This window comes from Kitasatospora sp. NPDC034023 (assembly GCF_055575795.1).
Genome location: NZ_JBVIRY010000030.1, coordinates 45,939 through 62,245 on the forward strand (window position 1 = coordinate 45,939; position 16,307 = coordinate 62,245).

Annotated in this window: 12 protein-coding genes; 7 read left to right on the forward strand and 5 right to left on the reverse strand. The window is 72.7% G+C overall.

What is annotated here, in order from left to right; all coding sequences use genetic code 11:
• Positions 1-205: 205 nt before the first annotated feature.
• Together ACZ52R_RS31925 and ACZ52R_RS31930 are read right to left on the reverse strand one after the other, a co-directional pair.
• Complete coding sequence (locus tag ACZ52R_RS31925) at positions 206-1,798, reverse strand: TolB family protein (RefSeq protein WP_465754592.1); 1,593 nt, start codon at positions 1,796-1,798, stop codon at positions 206-208.
• A gap of 256 nt (positions 1,799-2,054) precedes the next feature.
• Positions 2,055-3,500, reverse strand: a complete 1,446-nt coding sequence (locus ACZ52R_RS31930) for a hypothetical protein (protein ID WP_465754593.1) — start codon at positions 3,498-3,500, stop codon at positions 2,055-2,057.
• A gap of 228 nt (positions 3,501-3,728) precedes the next feature.
• Here ACZ52R_RS31930 and ACZ52R_RS31935 point away from each other — a divergent pair, with 228 nt between their 5' ends.
• Positions 3,729-4,640 carry a LysR family transcriptional regulator gene (locus ACZ52R_RS31935; protein WP_360502921.1) on the forward strand — a complete coding sequence of 304 codons (912 nt, stop codon included), beginning with the start codon at positions 3,729-3,731 and terminating at the stop codon, positions 4,638-4,640.
• Between the two features lie 203 nt (positions 4,641-4,843).
• Here ACZ52R_RS31935 and ACZ52R_RS31940 read toward each other — a convergent pair whose 3' ends face one another.
• Positions 4,844-5,047 (reverse strand): hypothetical protein, encoded by a 204-nt coding sequence (locus ACZ52R_RS31940; protein WP_465618858.1) that lies wholly within the window; start codon positions 5,045-5,047, stop codon positions 4,844-4,846.
• Positions 5,048-5,154: 107 nt separating this feature from the next.
• Here ACZ52R_RS31940 and ACZ52R_RS31945 point away from each other — a divergent pair, with 107 nt between their 5' ends.
• The 4 genes from ACZ52R_RS31945 (at position 5,155) to ACZ52R_RS31960 (ending at position 9,602) form a co-directional block, all read left to right on the forward strand.
• Entirely contained in the window at positions 5,155-5,697 is a 543-nt protein-coding gene (locus ACZ52R_RS31945) for a TetR/AcrR family transcriptional regulator (RefSeq protein WP_465754594.1), read from the forward strand.
• Positions 5,698-5,857: 160 nt separating this feature from the next.
• Positions 5,858-6,814: a Gfo/Idh/MocA family protein gene (locus ACZ52R_RS31950; RefSeq protein ID WP_465663159.1), complete on the forward strand. Its 957-nt coding sequence runs from the start codon at positions 5,858-5,860 to the stop codon at positions 6,812-6,814.
• Positions 6,815-7,050: 236 nt separating this feature from the next.
• Entirely contained in the window at positions 7,051-8,919 is a 1,869-nt protein-coding gene (locus ACZ52R_RS31955) for an endonuclease/exonuclease/phosphatase family protein (protein ID WP_465754595.1), read from the forward strand.
• Positions 8,920-9,035: 116 nt separating this feature from the next.
• A complete protein-coding gene (locus ACZ52R_RS31960) occupies positions 9,036-9,602 on the forward strand; it encodes a GNAT family N-acetyltransferase (RefSeq protein WP_465754596.1) in 567 nt (188 codons plus the stop codon).
• Between the two features lie 113 nt (positions 9,603-9,715).
• On the opposite strand, the gene ACZ52R_RS31965 is transcribed toward ACZ52R_RS31960, so the two are convergent.
• Together ACZ52R_RS31965 and ACZ52R_RS31970 are read right to left on the reverse strand one after the other, a co-directional pair.
• Positions 9,716-12,112 carry an ATP-binding cassette domain-containing protein gene (locus ACZ52R_RS31965; protein ID WP_465618867.1) on the reverse strand — a complete coding sequence of 799 codons (2,397 nt, stop codon included), beginning with the start codon at positions 12,110-12,112 and terminating at the stop codon, positions 9,716-9,718.
• Between the two features lie 168 nt (positions 12,113-12,280).
• Complete coding sequence (locus ACZ52R_RS31970; RefSeq protein WP_465618869.1) at positions 12,281-12,694, reverse strand: VOC family protein; 414 nt, start codon at positions 12,692-12,694, stop codon at positions 12,281-12,283.
• Between the two features lie 215 nt (positions 12,695-12,909).
• On the opposite strand from ACZ52R_RS31970, the gene ACZ52R_RS31975 reads away from it, so the two are divergent.
• Together ACZ52R_RS31975 and ACZ52R_RS31980 are read left to right on the forward strand one after the other, a co-directional pair.
• Entirely contained in the window at positions 12,910-14,709 is a 1,800-nt protein-coding gene (locus tag ACZ52R_RS31975) for an acyclic terpene utilization AtuA family protein (protein WP_465754597.1), read from the forward strand.
• Complete coding sequence (locus ACZ52R_RS31980; protein ID WP_465754598.1) at positions 14,706-16,304, forward strand: acyl-CoA carboxylase subunit beta; 1,599 nt, start codon at positions 14,706-14,708, stop codon at positions 16,302-16,304. Before ACZ52R_RS31975 ends, ACZ52R_RS31980 begins: the two co-directional genes overlap by 4 nt.
• Positions 16,305-16,307: the final 3 nt, after the last annotated feature.

Consider the following 16,307-nt stretch of genomic DNA (forward strand, 5'->3'; position numbering starts at 1 on the left):
CTCGGAACCGGACCGGCCCGCGGGCTCACGACCGCCGTGCGGCGGAGGCGCGTCGATGCCTCTCCGCCGCACGGCTCACCAGACCATCCGCCCCACCCTCCCGCTTCGGGGGCGGGACGCCGGCCCGGCCGACGTCCCGCCCCCGTTCGCGGTTTCCGGAGCAGCCGGATCGGCCGGGTCGGCGGGAGCGGCCGGGTCGGCGGGATCAGTCGTCGTCCTGGCCCTGGTCGTCGTCCCCGTCGCCGTGGTGCCCGGACGGGCGGGCGAAGACCTGGTAGCCGCCGGCCGCCGGACCCTTGGTGCCGGTGACCAGGTTGCCGCTGGTCGAGCCGAAGACCACGGTGTCGCCGTGGGCGTCCACGAAGGGGTCGACCGAGGAACCGTCGCCGAACGAGCCGTCCGGCGCGGTGGTGACCCGCTCGGTGCGGCCGGTGCGCAGGTCCTGGCGGTAGACGTCCCAGCCCGGGTGCTGCGGGCCGGCCACCAGGTTGTCGGCGGCGGAGGAGAAGTAGATCCAGCGGTTGTCGGCGGTGATGCTGCCGTGGTCGGAGGTGCCGACCGAGGTGGTGCCGGGCAGACCGCCGCTGACCTTCGTCACGGTGCCCTTCCTGAGGTCCCGGACGTACAGCACCAGGTGGTACCGGTGGCCGTCGGTCGACCCGCCGGGCTCGGGCAGGGCGTACACCGCGCGCCGCCCGTCCGGGCTGATCGTCGCGTCGAAGCTCGCGTAGCCGAGCTTGCCGTCGAGGTCGAGGCTCGCGGCGGAGATGTGGCCGGACTGCACGTCGTACGTGTAGTAGGCGCCGGTGGTCGGCCGGGCCAGGTTCGGCTGCGCCAGGCCCTCCCGGGCGCCGCGGGGCAGGGCCGGGGCGGTGCCCGGGGCGAGCTCGACGTCGGCGGGCGCGGCGGGCCCGGCGGCGGTGGCAGCGGTGGCGGTGGCGGTGGCGGTGGCGGCCTCGGCGGCCGGGGCGGCGAGGGCCGGGGTCTGCTCGGCCGGCAGCAGGTTGGACGCGAAGGAGGTGAAGCCGATGGTGCGGCCGTCCGCGCTGATCGTCGGGTTGAGGGACATGCTGTCGCCCGGCTTGCCGTCCGCGCCGAGGGACACCAGGCGGGTCTTCCCGGTCCAGCGGTCGGTGACGTAGACGTTGTAGTCCCAGGTGTACGGCCTGGCGAGCGAGGGGTCGCCGCCCTGGAGGCCCGGAACGAGGTCGGTCCGGGAGGACACGAAGGCCACGTAGCGGCCGTTCGCGCTGATCGAGGGCGCGTACGAGGCGTGGAACTTGTCGGTGTCGGTGCTGGTGAGCCCGCCGCTGACCAGCTCGGTGCGGCCGGTCTTGCGGTCGCGGACGTACACCTCGGTCCGGCCCTGGACCGGCAGGCCGGGCAGCACGTTGTCGGCGTCGCTCTCGAAGACGACGTAGCGGCCGTCGGCGTTGATCGCGACGTAGTCGGTGAAGCCGTTCAGCACCGAGCCGTCGTCGGCCAGGTTGACCCGCTCGGTGCCGCCGGTCCGCAGGTCGCGGACGTAGGCGTCGCGTCCGCTCTTCGCGGGCTGGGACACCAGGTTCGTGGCCCAGGAGGTGAACAGGGCGTAGTGGCCGTCCGCGCTGATCCCCTTGCTCCACGACTGGTTGTCCGGCACGGCGCCGTTCAGCCCGACGCTGACCTGGACGGTGCCGCGCGGCGCCGGGGCGGCCTGGGCCGGAACGGCGACCGTGGCCAGCACGGCGGCGGCCGCCAGGATGCTGCCGCTGCCGGCCAACCACCGGTTGCGGGTGGTTCGGGTGTTGCGGGACATGGGTGTTGTCCTCCCCCAGTGATCGCCCCTGCCGCCGGGCTCCCTCCCGGCGACGGGCTCCTGGAGAGCCAATCGCCGGGAGGGCGCGACGGTCAACGGCCGGGGGTGATCTCGGCGGAAAATACGTCAACGGACGTATCCCGCAAGGGAGTCAGGCCATCGACGGCATCGGATCAGGCCATCGACGCCGATGCCGCCGAAGCCGGTGTCATCGACGTCGGTGCCATCGACGCCGGTGCCGCCGAAGCCGGTGTCGTCAGAGGCGGCGCCGGAAGACGTCCGTGAGGTTGTTGGTGTCGCCCGGGACGAGGTCGCCGTCCGTGGCGTTGAAGACCACGGTGCCCCCGAAGGCGTCCACGGACGGCGTGAACGACGAGGCGGTGCTCTGCGAACCGTCCTGGGTGAGGCTCACCCGCTCGGTGCGTCCGGTCCACAGGTCGCGGCGGAAGACGTCCGTCTGCTGGTTGGTGTCGTCCGGCACCAGGGTCTCGACGTCGGACGTGAAGTACACCCAGCGGCTGTCGTAGGTCATGACGGGCTCGGACGAGGAGAGGTCCGTCGTGGTGCCGGGGAGCGGGGTGCTGACCTGGGTGACGGTGCCGGTGGCCAACTCGCGGGCGTAGACCACCAGGTGGACCCCGTGCGAGCCGGGCCGCCCGCCGGGCTGGGGGACGCTGTAGACGGCGTAGCGGCCGTCGGGGCTGATCCGGCCGTCCTGGCCGGAGGCCCGGAAGGCCCCCGTCTCGTCGTAGCTGGCGCCGCTGATCCGGCCGGTGCGGGCGTCCCAGACGTAGAAGGGGTAGAACCGGGGCACCGCCAGCCGGGGCTGCGCGCCGGTGGTGGGTGCGGGTGCGGGTGCGGTGGCGTCGTCGGCCGGGTCGGAGGTGCCGGAGGTGTCGGCGGAGGTGCCGGAGGTGCCGGCGGGGTCCTGCCCGGGTGGGAGCAGGTTGCCGGCGCGCGAGGTGAAACCGACGGTCCGGCCGTCCGCGCTCAGGGTCGGCTCGAAGGAGTTCTGGTCGGCGGGCGTGCCGTCGGCGCCGACCGTGATCAGCCGGGTGGTGTGGGTCCAGCGGTCGGTGACGTAGACGTTCACCTTGCCGCGCTTGACCGTCGCCCCGAGGTCGGTGCGGTCGGAGGCGAAGGCCACGTAGCGGCCGTCCCAGCTCAGGCTGGGGTTGATGGCCCTGCGGATCGACTGGTCGTCGGACGTCGAGCCGGTGCCGGCGCTGATCAGCTCGGTGCGGCCGGTCCACCGGTCGCGGACGAAGACGTCGTACTCGTGCTTCTGCTGGCCGGGCACCACGTTGGTCGCGGCGGTGCTGAACGCCACGTACCGGCCGTCGCCGCTGATCGAGGCGTCGTAGACGCTCGCGTCCAGCCGGGAGCCGTCGTCGGCCAGGTCGACCTGTTGGACGTGCCCGTTCCGGAGGTCCTTGACGTAGAGGCCCTCGGTGGCATCGGTGTGACCGGGGACGAGGTTGGTCGCCGTCGAGCTGAACAGCACGGAGCGGCCGTCGGAGGTCAGCCCGAGGCCGTAGGAGTCGCCGTCGAGCCCCTCGCCCTTGGGCCCCTCGCTGACCCGGGCGGTATCGCCCTTGGGCGGCCGGGCCTCGGCGGCGGGCATCACGGCGCCGACCGCGGTGGCGGCGGCCAGGACGCAGGCGGCGCGGGCCAGCCGGCGGCGGGTGCGTGCGGTGGTCATCGATCATCCTCCCCAGATGACGGTGCCGGGCCCGCTCGACCCCCGCGGCCCGTTGGGCACGAGCCAAGCGCCGCCCGGCCCGGCGGTCAACGAAGTGAAGCGATCTCGTCCGGAAATACGTCACCGGTGGTACCTCCGTCCGACCTCGCGCTCCCGCCGCGGGCCGATCCTTCCGGTCGGGAACCCCGGCCCGCCCGGTCCGGTCCGCCGCGCTGGCAGAATTGGCTTGTGATCGACGCACGACGGCTGCGGACCCTGCGGGCCGTGGCGGACCACCGCACCGTGACCGCCGCGGCGGCCGCCCTCTACCTGACCCCCTCCGCGGTCTCCCAGCAGCTGGCCGCCCTGGAGCAGGAGACCGGGCACCACCTGCTCGCCCGCGAGGGCCGGGGTGTGCGGCTGACCGCCGCCGGGGAGATCCTGCTCGGCCACGCCGACGTCGTGCTCGCCCAGCTGGAACGCGCCGAGGCCGACCTCGCCGCCTACAGCGCGGGCGTCTCCGGCGAGGTCACCGTGGCCTCCTTCGCCACCGGCATCGGGCTGGTGCTCGCCCCCGCGATCGGCCTGCTCGGCGAGCGCGCGCCGGGGGTGCGGCTCAAGGTGCTGGACGCCGAGGGCGACGCCAGCCTGCCGATGGTCCTGGAGGGGCGGGCCGACCTCGCGGTGGCCGTCGAGTACCGCGGCGCCCTGCGCGCCGACGACGCGCGGCTCACCCGGGTGCCGCTGTACGCCGAGCCCTTCGAGGCCGTCCTGCCGCTCGGCCACCGGCTGGCCGGCGAGGCCGGACCGCTCGCCGTCGCCGCGTTGGCCGACGAGCCCTGGATCGGCCCCTACCCGGGCAACCCCTGCCACGACGTGGTCCTGCTGGCCTGCGAGCACGCCGGGTTCCAGCCGCGGCTGCTGCACTCCTCGGACGACTTCCGGGCCGTGGTGGCGCTGGCCTCGGCGGGCGCCGGGGTCGCCCTCGTCCCGCGCTCGGCGCTGCGCGGCGTCGACCTCGGCCAGGTGGCCGTCCGCCCGGTGGACAGCGAGCTCGCCACCCGTCGGGTCTTCGCGGCCGTCCGGGCCGGCGCCGACGGGCACCCGCTGATCCGCCCGGTCCTCGACGCCCTCGCCGAGGCGGCCGCCGCGGGCGCGTAGCGCGGCGGGGGCTGTGGCGGGGGCTGTGGCGGGGCGTCCGGAAAGCGGGAGGGTCCGTCAGCGAGGGGTCCGGAAAGGGATGTGCGGCTGCTCGGCGTCCCGGGTCGGGCGGCCGCGCCGTGTGCAGGTGGCGTGGCGTCCCGGCCCGGGCGGCCGTGCAGCCGCTGGTCGGTGGGGGCGGTCGGAGGGCCCGACCGCCGGGGTCACCCGGTCGTGAGGGTGATCAGGCGGACGGCGGGGGCGGAGACCACCTGCACCGTCTCGGTGTCGGGCAGGCGCAGCTTGGCGAAGCCGCCCTGGAAGGCCACCAGCGCCTTGGGCACCGAGGAGACCGCCTCACCGTCCGCGTTCACCACCGTGTAGCCGGCGACCAGTTCGACGGCGGCCTCGGCCCAGTCCTCGTTCATGCGTCCCCCGTGTACGAATGTCCCGCAAAAACGGTACTGATCGGTACCGACTGGAGGACGGTACCGACCGGTGCCGTTTGGCGTCAAGAGCGGTTAGGATCGCCTCCATGGCAGTCAACGCACGGGCGCGCCTGCTGAGCACGGCAGAGTCCCTCTTCTACGCCAACGGGATCCACGCGGTCGGCGTGGAGCGCATCCTCTCCGAGTCCGGTGTGGGCCGGGCCTCCTTCTACCGGCACTTCGCCGGCAAGGAGGCCCTGGTGACCGCCGTCCTGGAAGGCCGGGACGCGCGGTGGCGCGCCTGGCTCTCCGAGCGGGTCGCGGCCCACGGCGGCCACCCGCTCAACGTCTTCGACGCGCTGGCCGAACGGTTCGCCGCGCAGGACTACCGCGGCTGCGTCGCCATCAACACGATGACCGAGATCGCCGACCGCGCCAGCCCGGCCCGCGAGATGGCGGCGCTGCACAAGAGGCGCGTCATCGAGCTGGTCGAGCAGCTCATGCGGGACGCGGACATCCCCGAACCGGACCGCCGCGCACGGCAGTTCGCCCTGCTGATGGACGGCGCCATCGTCACCGCCCTGCGCGAGGGCACCACGGACGCCGCCTGGCGGGCCCGCGGCATCGCGGAATCCCTGCTGGCCGCCTGAGCCCCGGCCGCACCGCCGGACCCTGCTGACCCGCCAGCCCACTCGACGGGTGTCCCGGCGTCCGGTGTCTCCCATGTGAAGCACTGTGACGGGTTGGTGGCGTGCGGGAGCCGGTGAATAGAGTGGGGGTGATGGTGTCGACGTGCGTGTGGAGAATCCGATGAGTTCGACCTCTGTCCCCGACGGTGGCCTTCTTCCGGTCGGGGTCATCGGGATCGGTGATATTGCGCAGAAGGCGTATCTGCCGGTTCTGGGCGGGTTGCCGGGGTTGGATCTGCGGTTGATGACCCGGGACGGGGCGAAGCTGGACCGCATCGGTGACGCGTACCGGATCGCGGCCGAGCGCCGGTTCACCGACCTCGGCGCGCTGATCGGCTCCGGCATCCGGGCCGCCTTCGTGCACGCCGCCACCGACCAGCACGTCCCGATCGTCGAGCGGCTGCTCACCGCCGGGGTGGACGTCTACGTGGACAAGCCGCTCGACTACACCCTCGACGGCGCGCGCCGGCTGGTCGACCTCGCCGACCGCACCGGCCGCTCGCTGATGGTGGGCTTCAACCGCCGCCACGCGCCCGGCTACGTCCAGGCCAAGGAGCGCCCGCGCGACCTGATCGTGCTGCAGAAGAACCGCGAGGGTCTGCCCGAGGAGGCCCGCACCCTGGTCTACGACGACTTCATCCACGTCGTGGACCTGCTCCGCTTCCTCGTCCCCGGCGAGATCGAGCACGTGGACGTCCGCTCCCGCAGCCGCAACGGCCTGGTCGAGCACGTGGTCCTCACCCTCGGCGGGCAGGGCTTCACCGCGCTCGGCATCATGAACCGGGTCTCCGGCTCGACCGAGGAGGTCCTGGAGGTCTCCGGCGGCGACTCCAAGCGCGAGGTGCACAACCTGGCCGAGGTGATCGACCACCGCGGCCAGCCGACCGTGCGCCGCCGTGGCGACTGGGTGTCGGTCGCCCGCCAGCGCGGCATCGAGCAGTGCGTGCTCGCATTCCTGGACGCCGTCCGCGCCGGGCGGACCCTCGACGCCCACGACGCGCTGCGCACCCACGAGCTGTGCGAGCTGGTCGTGGAGCGCGTCGAGGCTTCCTGGGAGTCCGCCGGGAGCGGGCTGTGAGAAGGCTGTGAGCAGGCCGGGCTGACCGTCGGTCAAGTCACCTGGGCGGAACCGACAGTTCACTGACGAGGTCTTGTCGGGGCATTTTCTACGCGCGTATCTTGAGGGGCGCCGCGGGGGGCGGGCGTCCGTCCCCTGCTCTTCCTCTACGCGAGTAGCGCGCGCTTCGACCGCGCCTCCGCCCGGACCGCCGTGCCACGACCGTGCCGCACGACGGAGCTAGGAGACCTGCCCCGGTGACCACCGCCCCCGCATCCCGCCCGCACAGAACCCTGCTGCGCGCCGCCCTCGTCCCGGCCTCGCTCGCCGCCTCGCTGGTGCTCGTCCCGCTCCCGGTGGCCAACGCCGCCGGCGCCGCCACCCCCGCCCCGACCGAGGCCGGCCCGCTGCGGATCCACGACGTCCAGGGCACCACCCGGATATCCCCGCAGGCCGGCAAGCCCGTCACCGGCGTGCCCGGCATCGTCACCGGCGTGCGCGCGTACGGCAGTTCCAAGGGCTTCTGGATCCAGGACCCGAACCCGGACGCCGACCCGGCCACCAGCGAAGGCATCTTCGTCTTCACCGGCGGCAACCCGACCGTCAAGGTCGGCGACTCGGTGCTGGTCAGCGGCAAGGTCACCGAGTACTACCCGAGCTACTCCGGCGGCTCGCAGTCCGTCACCGAGATCTCCGCCCCGGGCATCACGGTCGTCTCCGCCGGCAACCCGCTGCCCGCCCCCGTGGTCGTGGACACCCGCAACATCCCCGGCACCTACTCCCCGGCGGCCGGCGCGGACGGCACCATCGACGCCGCGAAGCTCGACCCGGAGAAGTACGCCCTGGACTTCTACGAGTCCCTGGAGGGCATGCTCGTCCAGGTCAAGGACGTCCGGGTGGTCCAGGCGACCGACCAGTACAACGAGCTGTGGGTCGCCGCCGACCGCCAGGACCAGCGCAGCAAGCGCGGCGGCGTCCTGTACGAGTCCTACCGCGAGCCCAACGTCGGCCGCCTGATGGTGCAGCAGCAGGCGCCGGTCTCCCAGCAGCCCTTCCCGGTGGCCAACGTCGGCGACGAGCTGACCGGCGCCACCACCGGCCCGCTGGACTACAACAACTTCGGCGGCTACACGCTCGTCGCCGGCACCGTGGGAACGCTGAAGGACAACCACCTCCAGCGCGAGGTCACCGCCCAGGCGAGCGACCGCGAACTCACCCTCGCCACCTACAACGTGCAGAACCTGGCCCCGAACAACCCGGACGCCAAGTTCGCCCAGCTGGCCCAGGGCGTCGTCACCAACCTGCGCTCGCCCGACATCGTCGCCCTGGAGGAGATCCAGGACGACAACGGCTCCAAGAACGACGGCACGGTCGACGCGAGCCAGACCGTCGCCAAGTTCATCGCCGCGATCAAGGCGGCCGGCGGCCCGGCCTACGACTGGCGCTCGATCGACCCGCAGGACGGCAAGGACGGCGGCGAGCCCGGCGGCAACATCCGCCAGGTCTTCCTGTTCAACCCGCAGCGGGTCTCCTTCACCGACATCGCGGGCGGCAACGCCACCACCGCCGTAGGCGTCACCGGCACCGGCGCCGCCGCCGCGCTGACCGCCTCGCCCGGCCGGATCCAGCCCGGCGACGAGGCGTGGACCAACAGCCGCAAGCCGCTGGTCGGCCAGTTCGTCTTCCGCGGCCAGAAGGTCTTCGTGATCGCCAACCACTTCAACAGCAAGGGCGGCGACCAGGGCATCGACAGCCGGTTCCAGCAGCCGACCCGCAGCTCGGAGGTGCAGCGGGTCAAGCAGGCCACCGTCGAGCAGGCCTTCCTCTCCCAGCTGCTGGCCGCCGACAAGGAGGCCAAGGTCGTCTCCCTCGGCGACTTCAACGACTACCAGTTCTCGCCCGCCCTGGCGACGCTCACCAAGGGCGGCGTGCTGCGCGACCTGGTGAACGAGCTGCCGGAGACCGAGCAGTACTCCTACGTCTACCAGGGCAACTCCCAGGTGCTGGACCACATCCTGGTCAGCCCCGAGGTCGGCTACGCCAAGTACGACGTGGTCCACATCAACTCCGAGTTCGCCCAGCAGGCGAGCGACCACGACCCGCAGGTGGTCCGCATCAAGCCGTGACGCGGGCCGTGACACGGGCTGTGATGCGAGCCGCAGTGCCGGCTGTGATGCGAGCCGCAGTGCGGGCCGTCGTGCGCATCGCGGCGTGAGCTGCGGTTATCCTGCCTCCGCCACCGGTGATCACCGGTGGCGGAGGCAGCGTCGTTGTGACGGCCCGGGTGACGGGGGAGAACGTGCAGTACCGGATCGAGCGGATCGGCCGCGAGGACTGGCAGCGCCTGCGGGAGGTGCGCCTCGCCCAACTCCTCGACACGCCCATGGCGTTCGGCGAGACCCACGAGTACGCGAGCCACCAGGGCGAGGGCAACTGGCGGGCCCGGACGAACTGGGTCAACGAACCCGACAAGGTCGGCCTGGTCGCGGTCGACGCCGAGGGGGAGTGGGTCGGCACGATGCTGTCGGTCGTCACCAAGGAGCAGCCCGGCGCCGTCGACCTGATCGGCGTCTGGGTCGACCCGGCGCACCGCGGCCGCGAGCGCGGCGTCGCGGACGCCATGCTGGACGCGGCCCTCGCCTGGGCGCGCGGCCTGGGCGCCGACCGGATGCTCCTCGGGGTGCACGAGGCGAACCCCCGCGCCGCCGCCTTCTACCTGCGGCGCGGGTTCGCGTACACCGGGGGCGAGACGCCGTACGTGCTGGACGCCTCGGCGCGGATCCTGGAGATGGCCCTCCCGCTGGGCTGATGCCGCCCTGCGGCAGCCTCAGCCGACCTCCTGCGACAGCCCAGCCCCAGTCGCCGCCCTGCGACAGTCCCAGCTGCCGCCCTGCGACAGTCCCAGCCGACGTACTCGGCGTCTCAGCCGACGTACTCGGCCAGGGCCTCGCCGGTCGGCGTGGAGCGGGCGGCGACCAGGTCGGCCGGGGTGCCCTCGAAGACCACTCGACCGCCGTCGTGGCCGGCGCCCGGGCCGAGGTCGATGATCCAGTCGGCGTGCGCCATGACCGCCGGGTGGTGCTCGATCACTATGACCGACTTGCCGGACTCGACCAGCCGGTCCAGCAGCCCGAGCAGTTGCTCGACGTCGGCCAGGTGCAGGCCGGTGGTCGGCTCGTCCAGGACGTAGACGCCGCCCTTGTCCGCCATGTGAGTGGCCAGCTTGAGCCGCTGTCGCTCGCCGCCGGAGAGCGTGGTGAGCGGCTGGCCGAGGCTGAGGTAGCCGAGCCCGACGTCCGCCAGCCGCTCCAGGATCCGGTGCGCCGCCGGCAGCTTGGCCTCGCCCGAGCCGAAGAACTCCTCGGCCTCGGTCACCGACATCGCCAGCACCTCGGCGATGTCCCGGCCGCCCAGCCGGTACTCCAGCACGGCGGGCTGGTACCGCTTGCCCTCGCAGTCCTCGCAGGTGGTGGCCACCCCGGCCATCATCGCCAGGTCGGTGTAGACCACCCCGGCGCCGTTGCAGGTCGGGCAGGCACCCTCGGAGTTGGCGCTGAACAGGGCCGGCTTGACGTCGTTGGCCTTGGCGAAGGCCTTGCGGATCGGTTCGAGAAGCCCGGTGTAGGTGGCCGGGTTGCTGCGCCGCGAGCCCTTGATCGCGCCCTGGTCGACGGAGACCACGCCCTCGCCCGCAGCCCCCGACTGTCGACACAGTGAGCCGTGGATCAGCGAACTCTTGCCGGAACCGGCCACCCCGGTCACCACCGTGAGCACCCCCAGCGGCACGTCCACGTCCACGTCCCGCAGGTTGTGGGTGTTCGCTCCCCGGATCTCCACGTGCCCGGTGGGCTTGCGCACGCTCTCCCGCAGCGGGGCCCGGTCGGCCAGGTGGCGGCCGGTCACGGTGCCGCTGCTCCGCAGCCCGTCGACACCGCCCTCGTAGCAGACCGTGCCGCCCGCCGTACCGGCGCCGGGGCCGAGGTCGACCACGTGGTCGGCGATCGCGATGGTCTGCGGCTTGTGCTCGACCACCAGCACGGTGTTGCCCTTGTCGCGCAGGCGCAGGAGCAGCTTGTTCATCCGGTCGATGTCGTGCGGGTGCAGGCCGGTGGTCGGCTCGTCGAAGACGTACGTGGTGTCGGTGAGCGAGGAGCCGAGGTGGCGGATCATCTTGACCCGCTGCGCCTCGCCGCCGGACAGCGTGCCGGACGGGCGGTCCAGCGAGAGGTAGCCGAGGCCGATCTCCACGAAGGAGTCGAGGGTCTGCCGCAGGGTGGTGAGCAGTGGCGTCACCGAGGGCTCGTCGAGCCCGCGGACCCAGGCGGCGAGGTCGCTGATCTGCATCGCGCAGGCGTCGGCGATGCTGATCCCGGCGATCCTGGAGGAGCGGGCGGCCTCGCTGAGCCGGGTGCCCTCGCAGTCGGGGCAGGTGGTGAAGGTGACGGCGCGCTCCACGAAGGCGCGGATGTGCGGCTGCAGCGCGTCCTTGTCCTTGGAGAGCATCGACTTCTGGATCTTGGGGATCAGGCCCTCGTAGGTGAGGTTGACGCCGTTGACCTTGACCTTGGTCGGCTCCCGGTACAGGAAGTCCTGCAGTTCCTTCTTGGTGTACTTGCGGATCGGCTTGTCCGGGTCGAGGAAGCCCGAGTTGGCGTAGATGCCGACGGTCCACCAGCTGTCGGTCTTCCAGCCGGGGATGGTGATCGCGCCCTCGGAGATCGACTTGCTGTCGTCGTACAGCTGGGTGAGGTCGATGTCGGAGACGTTGCCCCGGCCCTCGCAGCGCGGGCACATGCCGCCGGTGATGCTGAAGCTGCGCCGCTCCTTGACGGTCTTGCCGCCGCGCTCGACGGTGACCGCGCCCGCCCCGCTGATCGAGGGGACGTTGAAGGAGAAGGCCTTGGGCGAGCCGATGTGCGGGGTGCCGAGGCGGCTGAAGAGGATGCGCAGCATCGCGTTGGCGTCGGTGGCGGTGCCGACGGTGGAGCGCGGGTCGGCGCCCATCCGCTGCTGGTCGACGATGATCGCTGTGGTCAGGCCCTCGAGGACGTCCACCTCGGGGCGGGCCAGGGTGGGCATGAAGCCCTGGACGAAGGCGCTGTAGGTCTCGTTGATCAGCCGCTGGGACTCGGCGGCGATGGTGTCGAAGACCAGCGAGCTCTTGCCCGAGCCGGACACGCCGGTGAACACCGTCAGCCGGCGCTTGGGGAGGTCGACACTGACGTCCTTGAGGTTGTTCTCGCGCGCGCCGTGGACGCGGATCAGGTCGTGGCTGTCGGCGGCGTGCGACGCGGGGTGCGCGTCCGTCCTCTTGGGCATCGTTCGGTCTCTCCCTGTCGATCGGGCGGGCCCGTCCCCGCGGTCACGGTCGGCGGTGCACCCCTCGATCCAACCAGAATCGAGGGGGTCCGGTCCGGCCGGTGCCGGGGGCGGGCCCGTCGGGGCTACGGCTGCCGGGCTTCGGCTGGTGTCGGGGTGCCGACCGGTTCAGCGCACCTCGTTGAAGCGGACCATGTTGCCCGCCGGGTCGCGGAAGGCGCAGTCGCGCAGGCCCCACGGCTGCTCGGTGGGCTCCTGCACCAGCTCGGCGCCGCCGGACTTCAGCCGGTCGAAGGTGGCGTCCAGGTCGGCGGTGGCCAGGACGAGCCGGGCGTAGGTGCCCTTGGCCATCATCTCGGTGATCGTCTTGCGCTCCTCCTCGGTGACGCCGGGGTCGGCGGCCGGGGGCTCCAGCACCACCGAGACGCCGGACTGGCCGGGCGCCCCGAAGGTGATCCAGCGCATCGCGCCGCCGCCGACGTCGTTGCGGACCTCGAAGCCGAGCAGGTCGCGGTAGAAGGCGAGGGAGGCCTCGGGGTCGGTGTGCGGAAGGAAGGACCAGTGAATGGTGATGTCGCTCATGACCGCAACGCTAGGCGCGGCCCCCGACCGGGTGCTTCTCGAAAACTGATCGGTCCCCGCGGGCGGCGAACCGGAGCCGGGTGATCGCGGCGGGTGGCCGTGATCTCAGGAAAACAAGCAGGCATGATTGCTTTTTTCTTCGGGCGGTGCCACGCTGCTGCCCGACGGCGCTCGTGCGGGAGTGCCGCCAACTCACCGTCAGGGGAGGCGCATTGATGCGCGAACGCGCGGTACTGCGGATCGGCAACGCCTCGGGGTTCTACGGGGACCGCTTCGCGGCGGTGCGGGAGATGCTCACCGGTGGGCCGCTGGACGTGCTCACCGGGGACTACCTGGCCGAGCTGACCATGCTCATCCTGGCGCGGGACCGGCTGAAGGACCCGTCGCGCGGGTACGCCCGGACCTTCCTGCGGCAGATGGAGGAGTGCCTCGGCCTGGCCCGCGAGCGCGACGTGAAGATCGTGGTGAACGCGGGCGGCCTCAACCCGGCCAGGCTCGCCGACGAACTGCGCGAGCTGGCCCGGCGGCTGGGAGTCGAGACGGCCGTCGCGCACGTCGAGGGCGACGACCTGCTGCCGCGCCGGGAGGAACTCGGCCTACCGACAGGCCTGTTGGCCGCCAACGCCTACCTCGGCGGCTTCGGCATCGCGGCCTGTCTGCGTGCGGGAGCGAACGTGGTGGTCACCGGCCGGGTGACGGACGCGGCGCTGGTCGCCGGCCCCGGTGTCGCCCGGTTCGGCTGGACTCCGGAGGACCTCGACGCCCTCGCCGGGGCGGTCGTCGCCGGGCACGTCCTGGAGTGCGGCGCCCAGGCGACCGGCGGCAACTACGCGTTCTTCCGCGAGCACGACGTGACCCACCCCGGCTTCCCGATCGCCGAGCTGCACGCCGACGGCTCCAGCGTGATCACCAAGCACCCGGGCACCGGCGGCGCCGTCACCACCGGCACCGTCACCGCCCAACTCCTGTACGAGACCGGCGGATCACACTACCTCGGCCCGGACGTCACCGCCCGACTGGACACCGTCCGGCTCACCGAGGAGGGACCGGATCGGGTCCGGATCGACGGCGTACGGGGCGAGGCCCCGCCGGCCACGCTGAAGGTCGGCCTCAACTCGCTCGGCGGCCACCACAACGAGGTGGTGTTCGTCCTCACCGGCCTGGACATCGAGGCCAAAGCCGCCCTGGTGCAACGGCAGTTCGCCGCGGCCCTGCCGCCGGAGGCCCGCCCCGCCGAACTGCGCTGGACGCTCGCCCGCACCGACCACCCGGACGCCCCGACCGAGGAAGCCGCCTCCGCCCTCCTCCGGCTGACCGCCCGCGACCCCGACCCGGCCAGGGTCGGCCGCGAACTCGGCAAGGCAGCAGTGGAGTTGGGCCTGGCAGGCTACCCCGGTTTCCACCTCACCGCCCCACCCGGACCGGGCGCGCCGTACGGGGTGTTCACCGCCGCCTACGTCGACGCCAAGGCCGTCGAGCACACCGCCGTCCTGCCGGACGGCCGCCGGATCGCCGTCCCACCCACGCCGGTCACCGGCCAAGTCACCACCGCCGAACAGCGGTTGCCCGAACCGCTGACCGCCGGGCCGACCCGCCGGGCCCCGCTCGGCCTGGTGGCCGGCGCCCGCAGCGGCGACAAGGGCGGCGACGCCAACCTCGGCGTCTGGGCCCGCACCGAGGCCGGCTGGCGCTGGCTTGCGCACGCCCTCACGGTGGAAAGGCTGCGCGAACTCCTCCCTGAAACAGAGCAGTCGGACGTCACCCGGCACCTGCTCCCGAACCTGCGCGCGGTCAACTTCACCATCACCGGCCTGCTCGGCGAGGGCGTCGCCGCCCGGCACCGCTTCGACCCGCAGGCCAAGGCCCTCGGCGAGTGGCTGCGCTCCCGCCACCTCGACATCCCGACGGCGCTCCTGGCCCCGGAACCGCTCCTGGCCCCGGAACCGCCCCGGACCTCGGAACCGCGACCCGACAGCCCGACCGTACGTCTCGACAGCCCGGAGAGGCCGCTGTGACCGTCCTGCCCACCCGCGTCGACCCGGCCGGGCCCGAGTACGCCGAACACCGCGCCGCGATGCTCGCCAAGCTCACCAACCTGGACGCCGAGCACGCCAAGGCGCTGGCCGGCGGCGGCCCCAAGTACCTGGAGCGCCACCGCAAGCGCGGCAAGCTGCCGGCCCGTGAGCGGATCGAGCTGCTGATCGACCCGGACTCGCCGTTCCTGGAGCTGTCCCCGCTGGCCGCCTGGGGCAGCGACTACCAGGTCGGCGCCGCGCTGGTCACCGGCATCGGCGTGATCGAGGGCGTCGAGTGCGTGATCACCGCCAACGACCCCACCGTGCGCGGCGGCGCCAGCAACCCCTGGACGCTGCGCAAGGCCCTGCGCGCCAACGAGATCGCGCTGCACAACCGCCTCCCGCTGGTGAACCTGGTCGAGTCGGGCGGTGCCGACCTGCCCAGCCAGAAGGAGATCTTCATCCCCGGCGGCGCCCTCTTCCGCGACCTCACCCGGCTGTCCGCCGCCGGAATCCCCACCGTGGCCGTGGTGTTCGGCAACTCGACGGCCGGCGGCGCGTACGTCCCCGGCATGTCCGACCACACGGTGCTGGTCAAGGAGCGCGCCAAGGTGTTCCTCGGCGGCCCGCCGCTGGTCAAGATGGCCACCGGCGAGGAGGCCGACGACGAGTCGCTCGGCGGCGCCGCGATGCACGCCCGCACCTCCGGCCTCGCCGACCACTTCGCGGTGGACGAGGCGGACGCGCTGCGGCTGGCCCGCCGGATCGTCGCCCGGCTCGACCACCGCAAGCCCGGCCCGGGCCCCGACCCGCTGGCCGAGCCGCCGAGGTACGACGAGGAGGAGCTGCTGGGCATCGTCCCCGGCGACCTCAAGGTGCCCTTCGACCCGCGCGAGGTGATCGCCCGGCTGGTCGACGGCTCCGACTTCGACGAGTTCAAGCCGCTCTACGGCGCCAGCCTGGCCACCGGCTGGGCCCGCCTGCACGGCTACCCGGTCGGCATCCTGGCCAACGCGCAGGGCGTGCTGTTCAGCGCGGAGTCCCAGAAGGCCGCCCAGTTCATCCAGTTGGCGAACCAGCGGAGCACCCCGCTGCTGTTCCTGCACAACACCACCGGCTACATGGTCGGCAAGGACTACGAGCAGGGCGGCATCATCAAGCACGGCGCGATGATGATCAACGCCGTCGCCAACTCCACGGTGCCCCACCTGTCCGTCCTGATGGGCGCCTCCTACGGCGCCGGCCACTACGGCATGTGCGGCCGGGCCTACGAGCCGCGCTTCCTGTTCTCCTGGCCGAGCGCCAAGTCCGCGGTGATGGGCCCGCAGCAGCTCGCCGGGGTGCTCTCGATCGTCGCCCGGCAGTCGGCCGCGGCGAAGGGCCAGCCCTACGACGAGGACGCGGACGCGGCGATCCGGGCCATGGTCGAGCAGCAGATCGAGGCCGAGTCGCTGCCGGTGTTCCTGTCCGGCCGCCTCTACGACGACGGCGTGATCGACCCGCGCGACACCCGTACGGTGCTCGGCCTGTGCCTGTCCGCGATCCACAACGCGCCGGTCGAGGGCGCGCGTGGCTACGGCGTCTTCCGAATGTGAGCC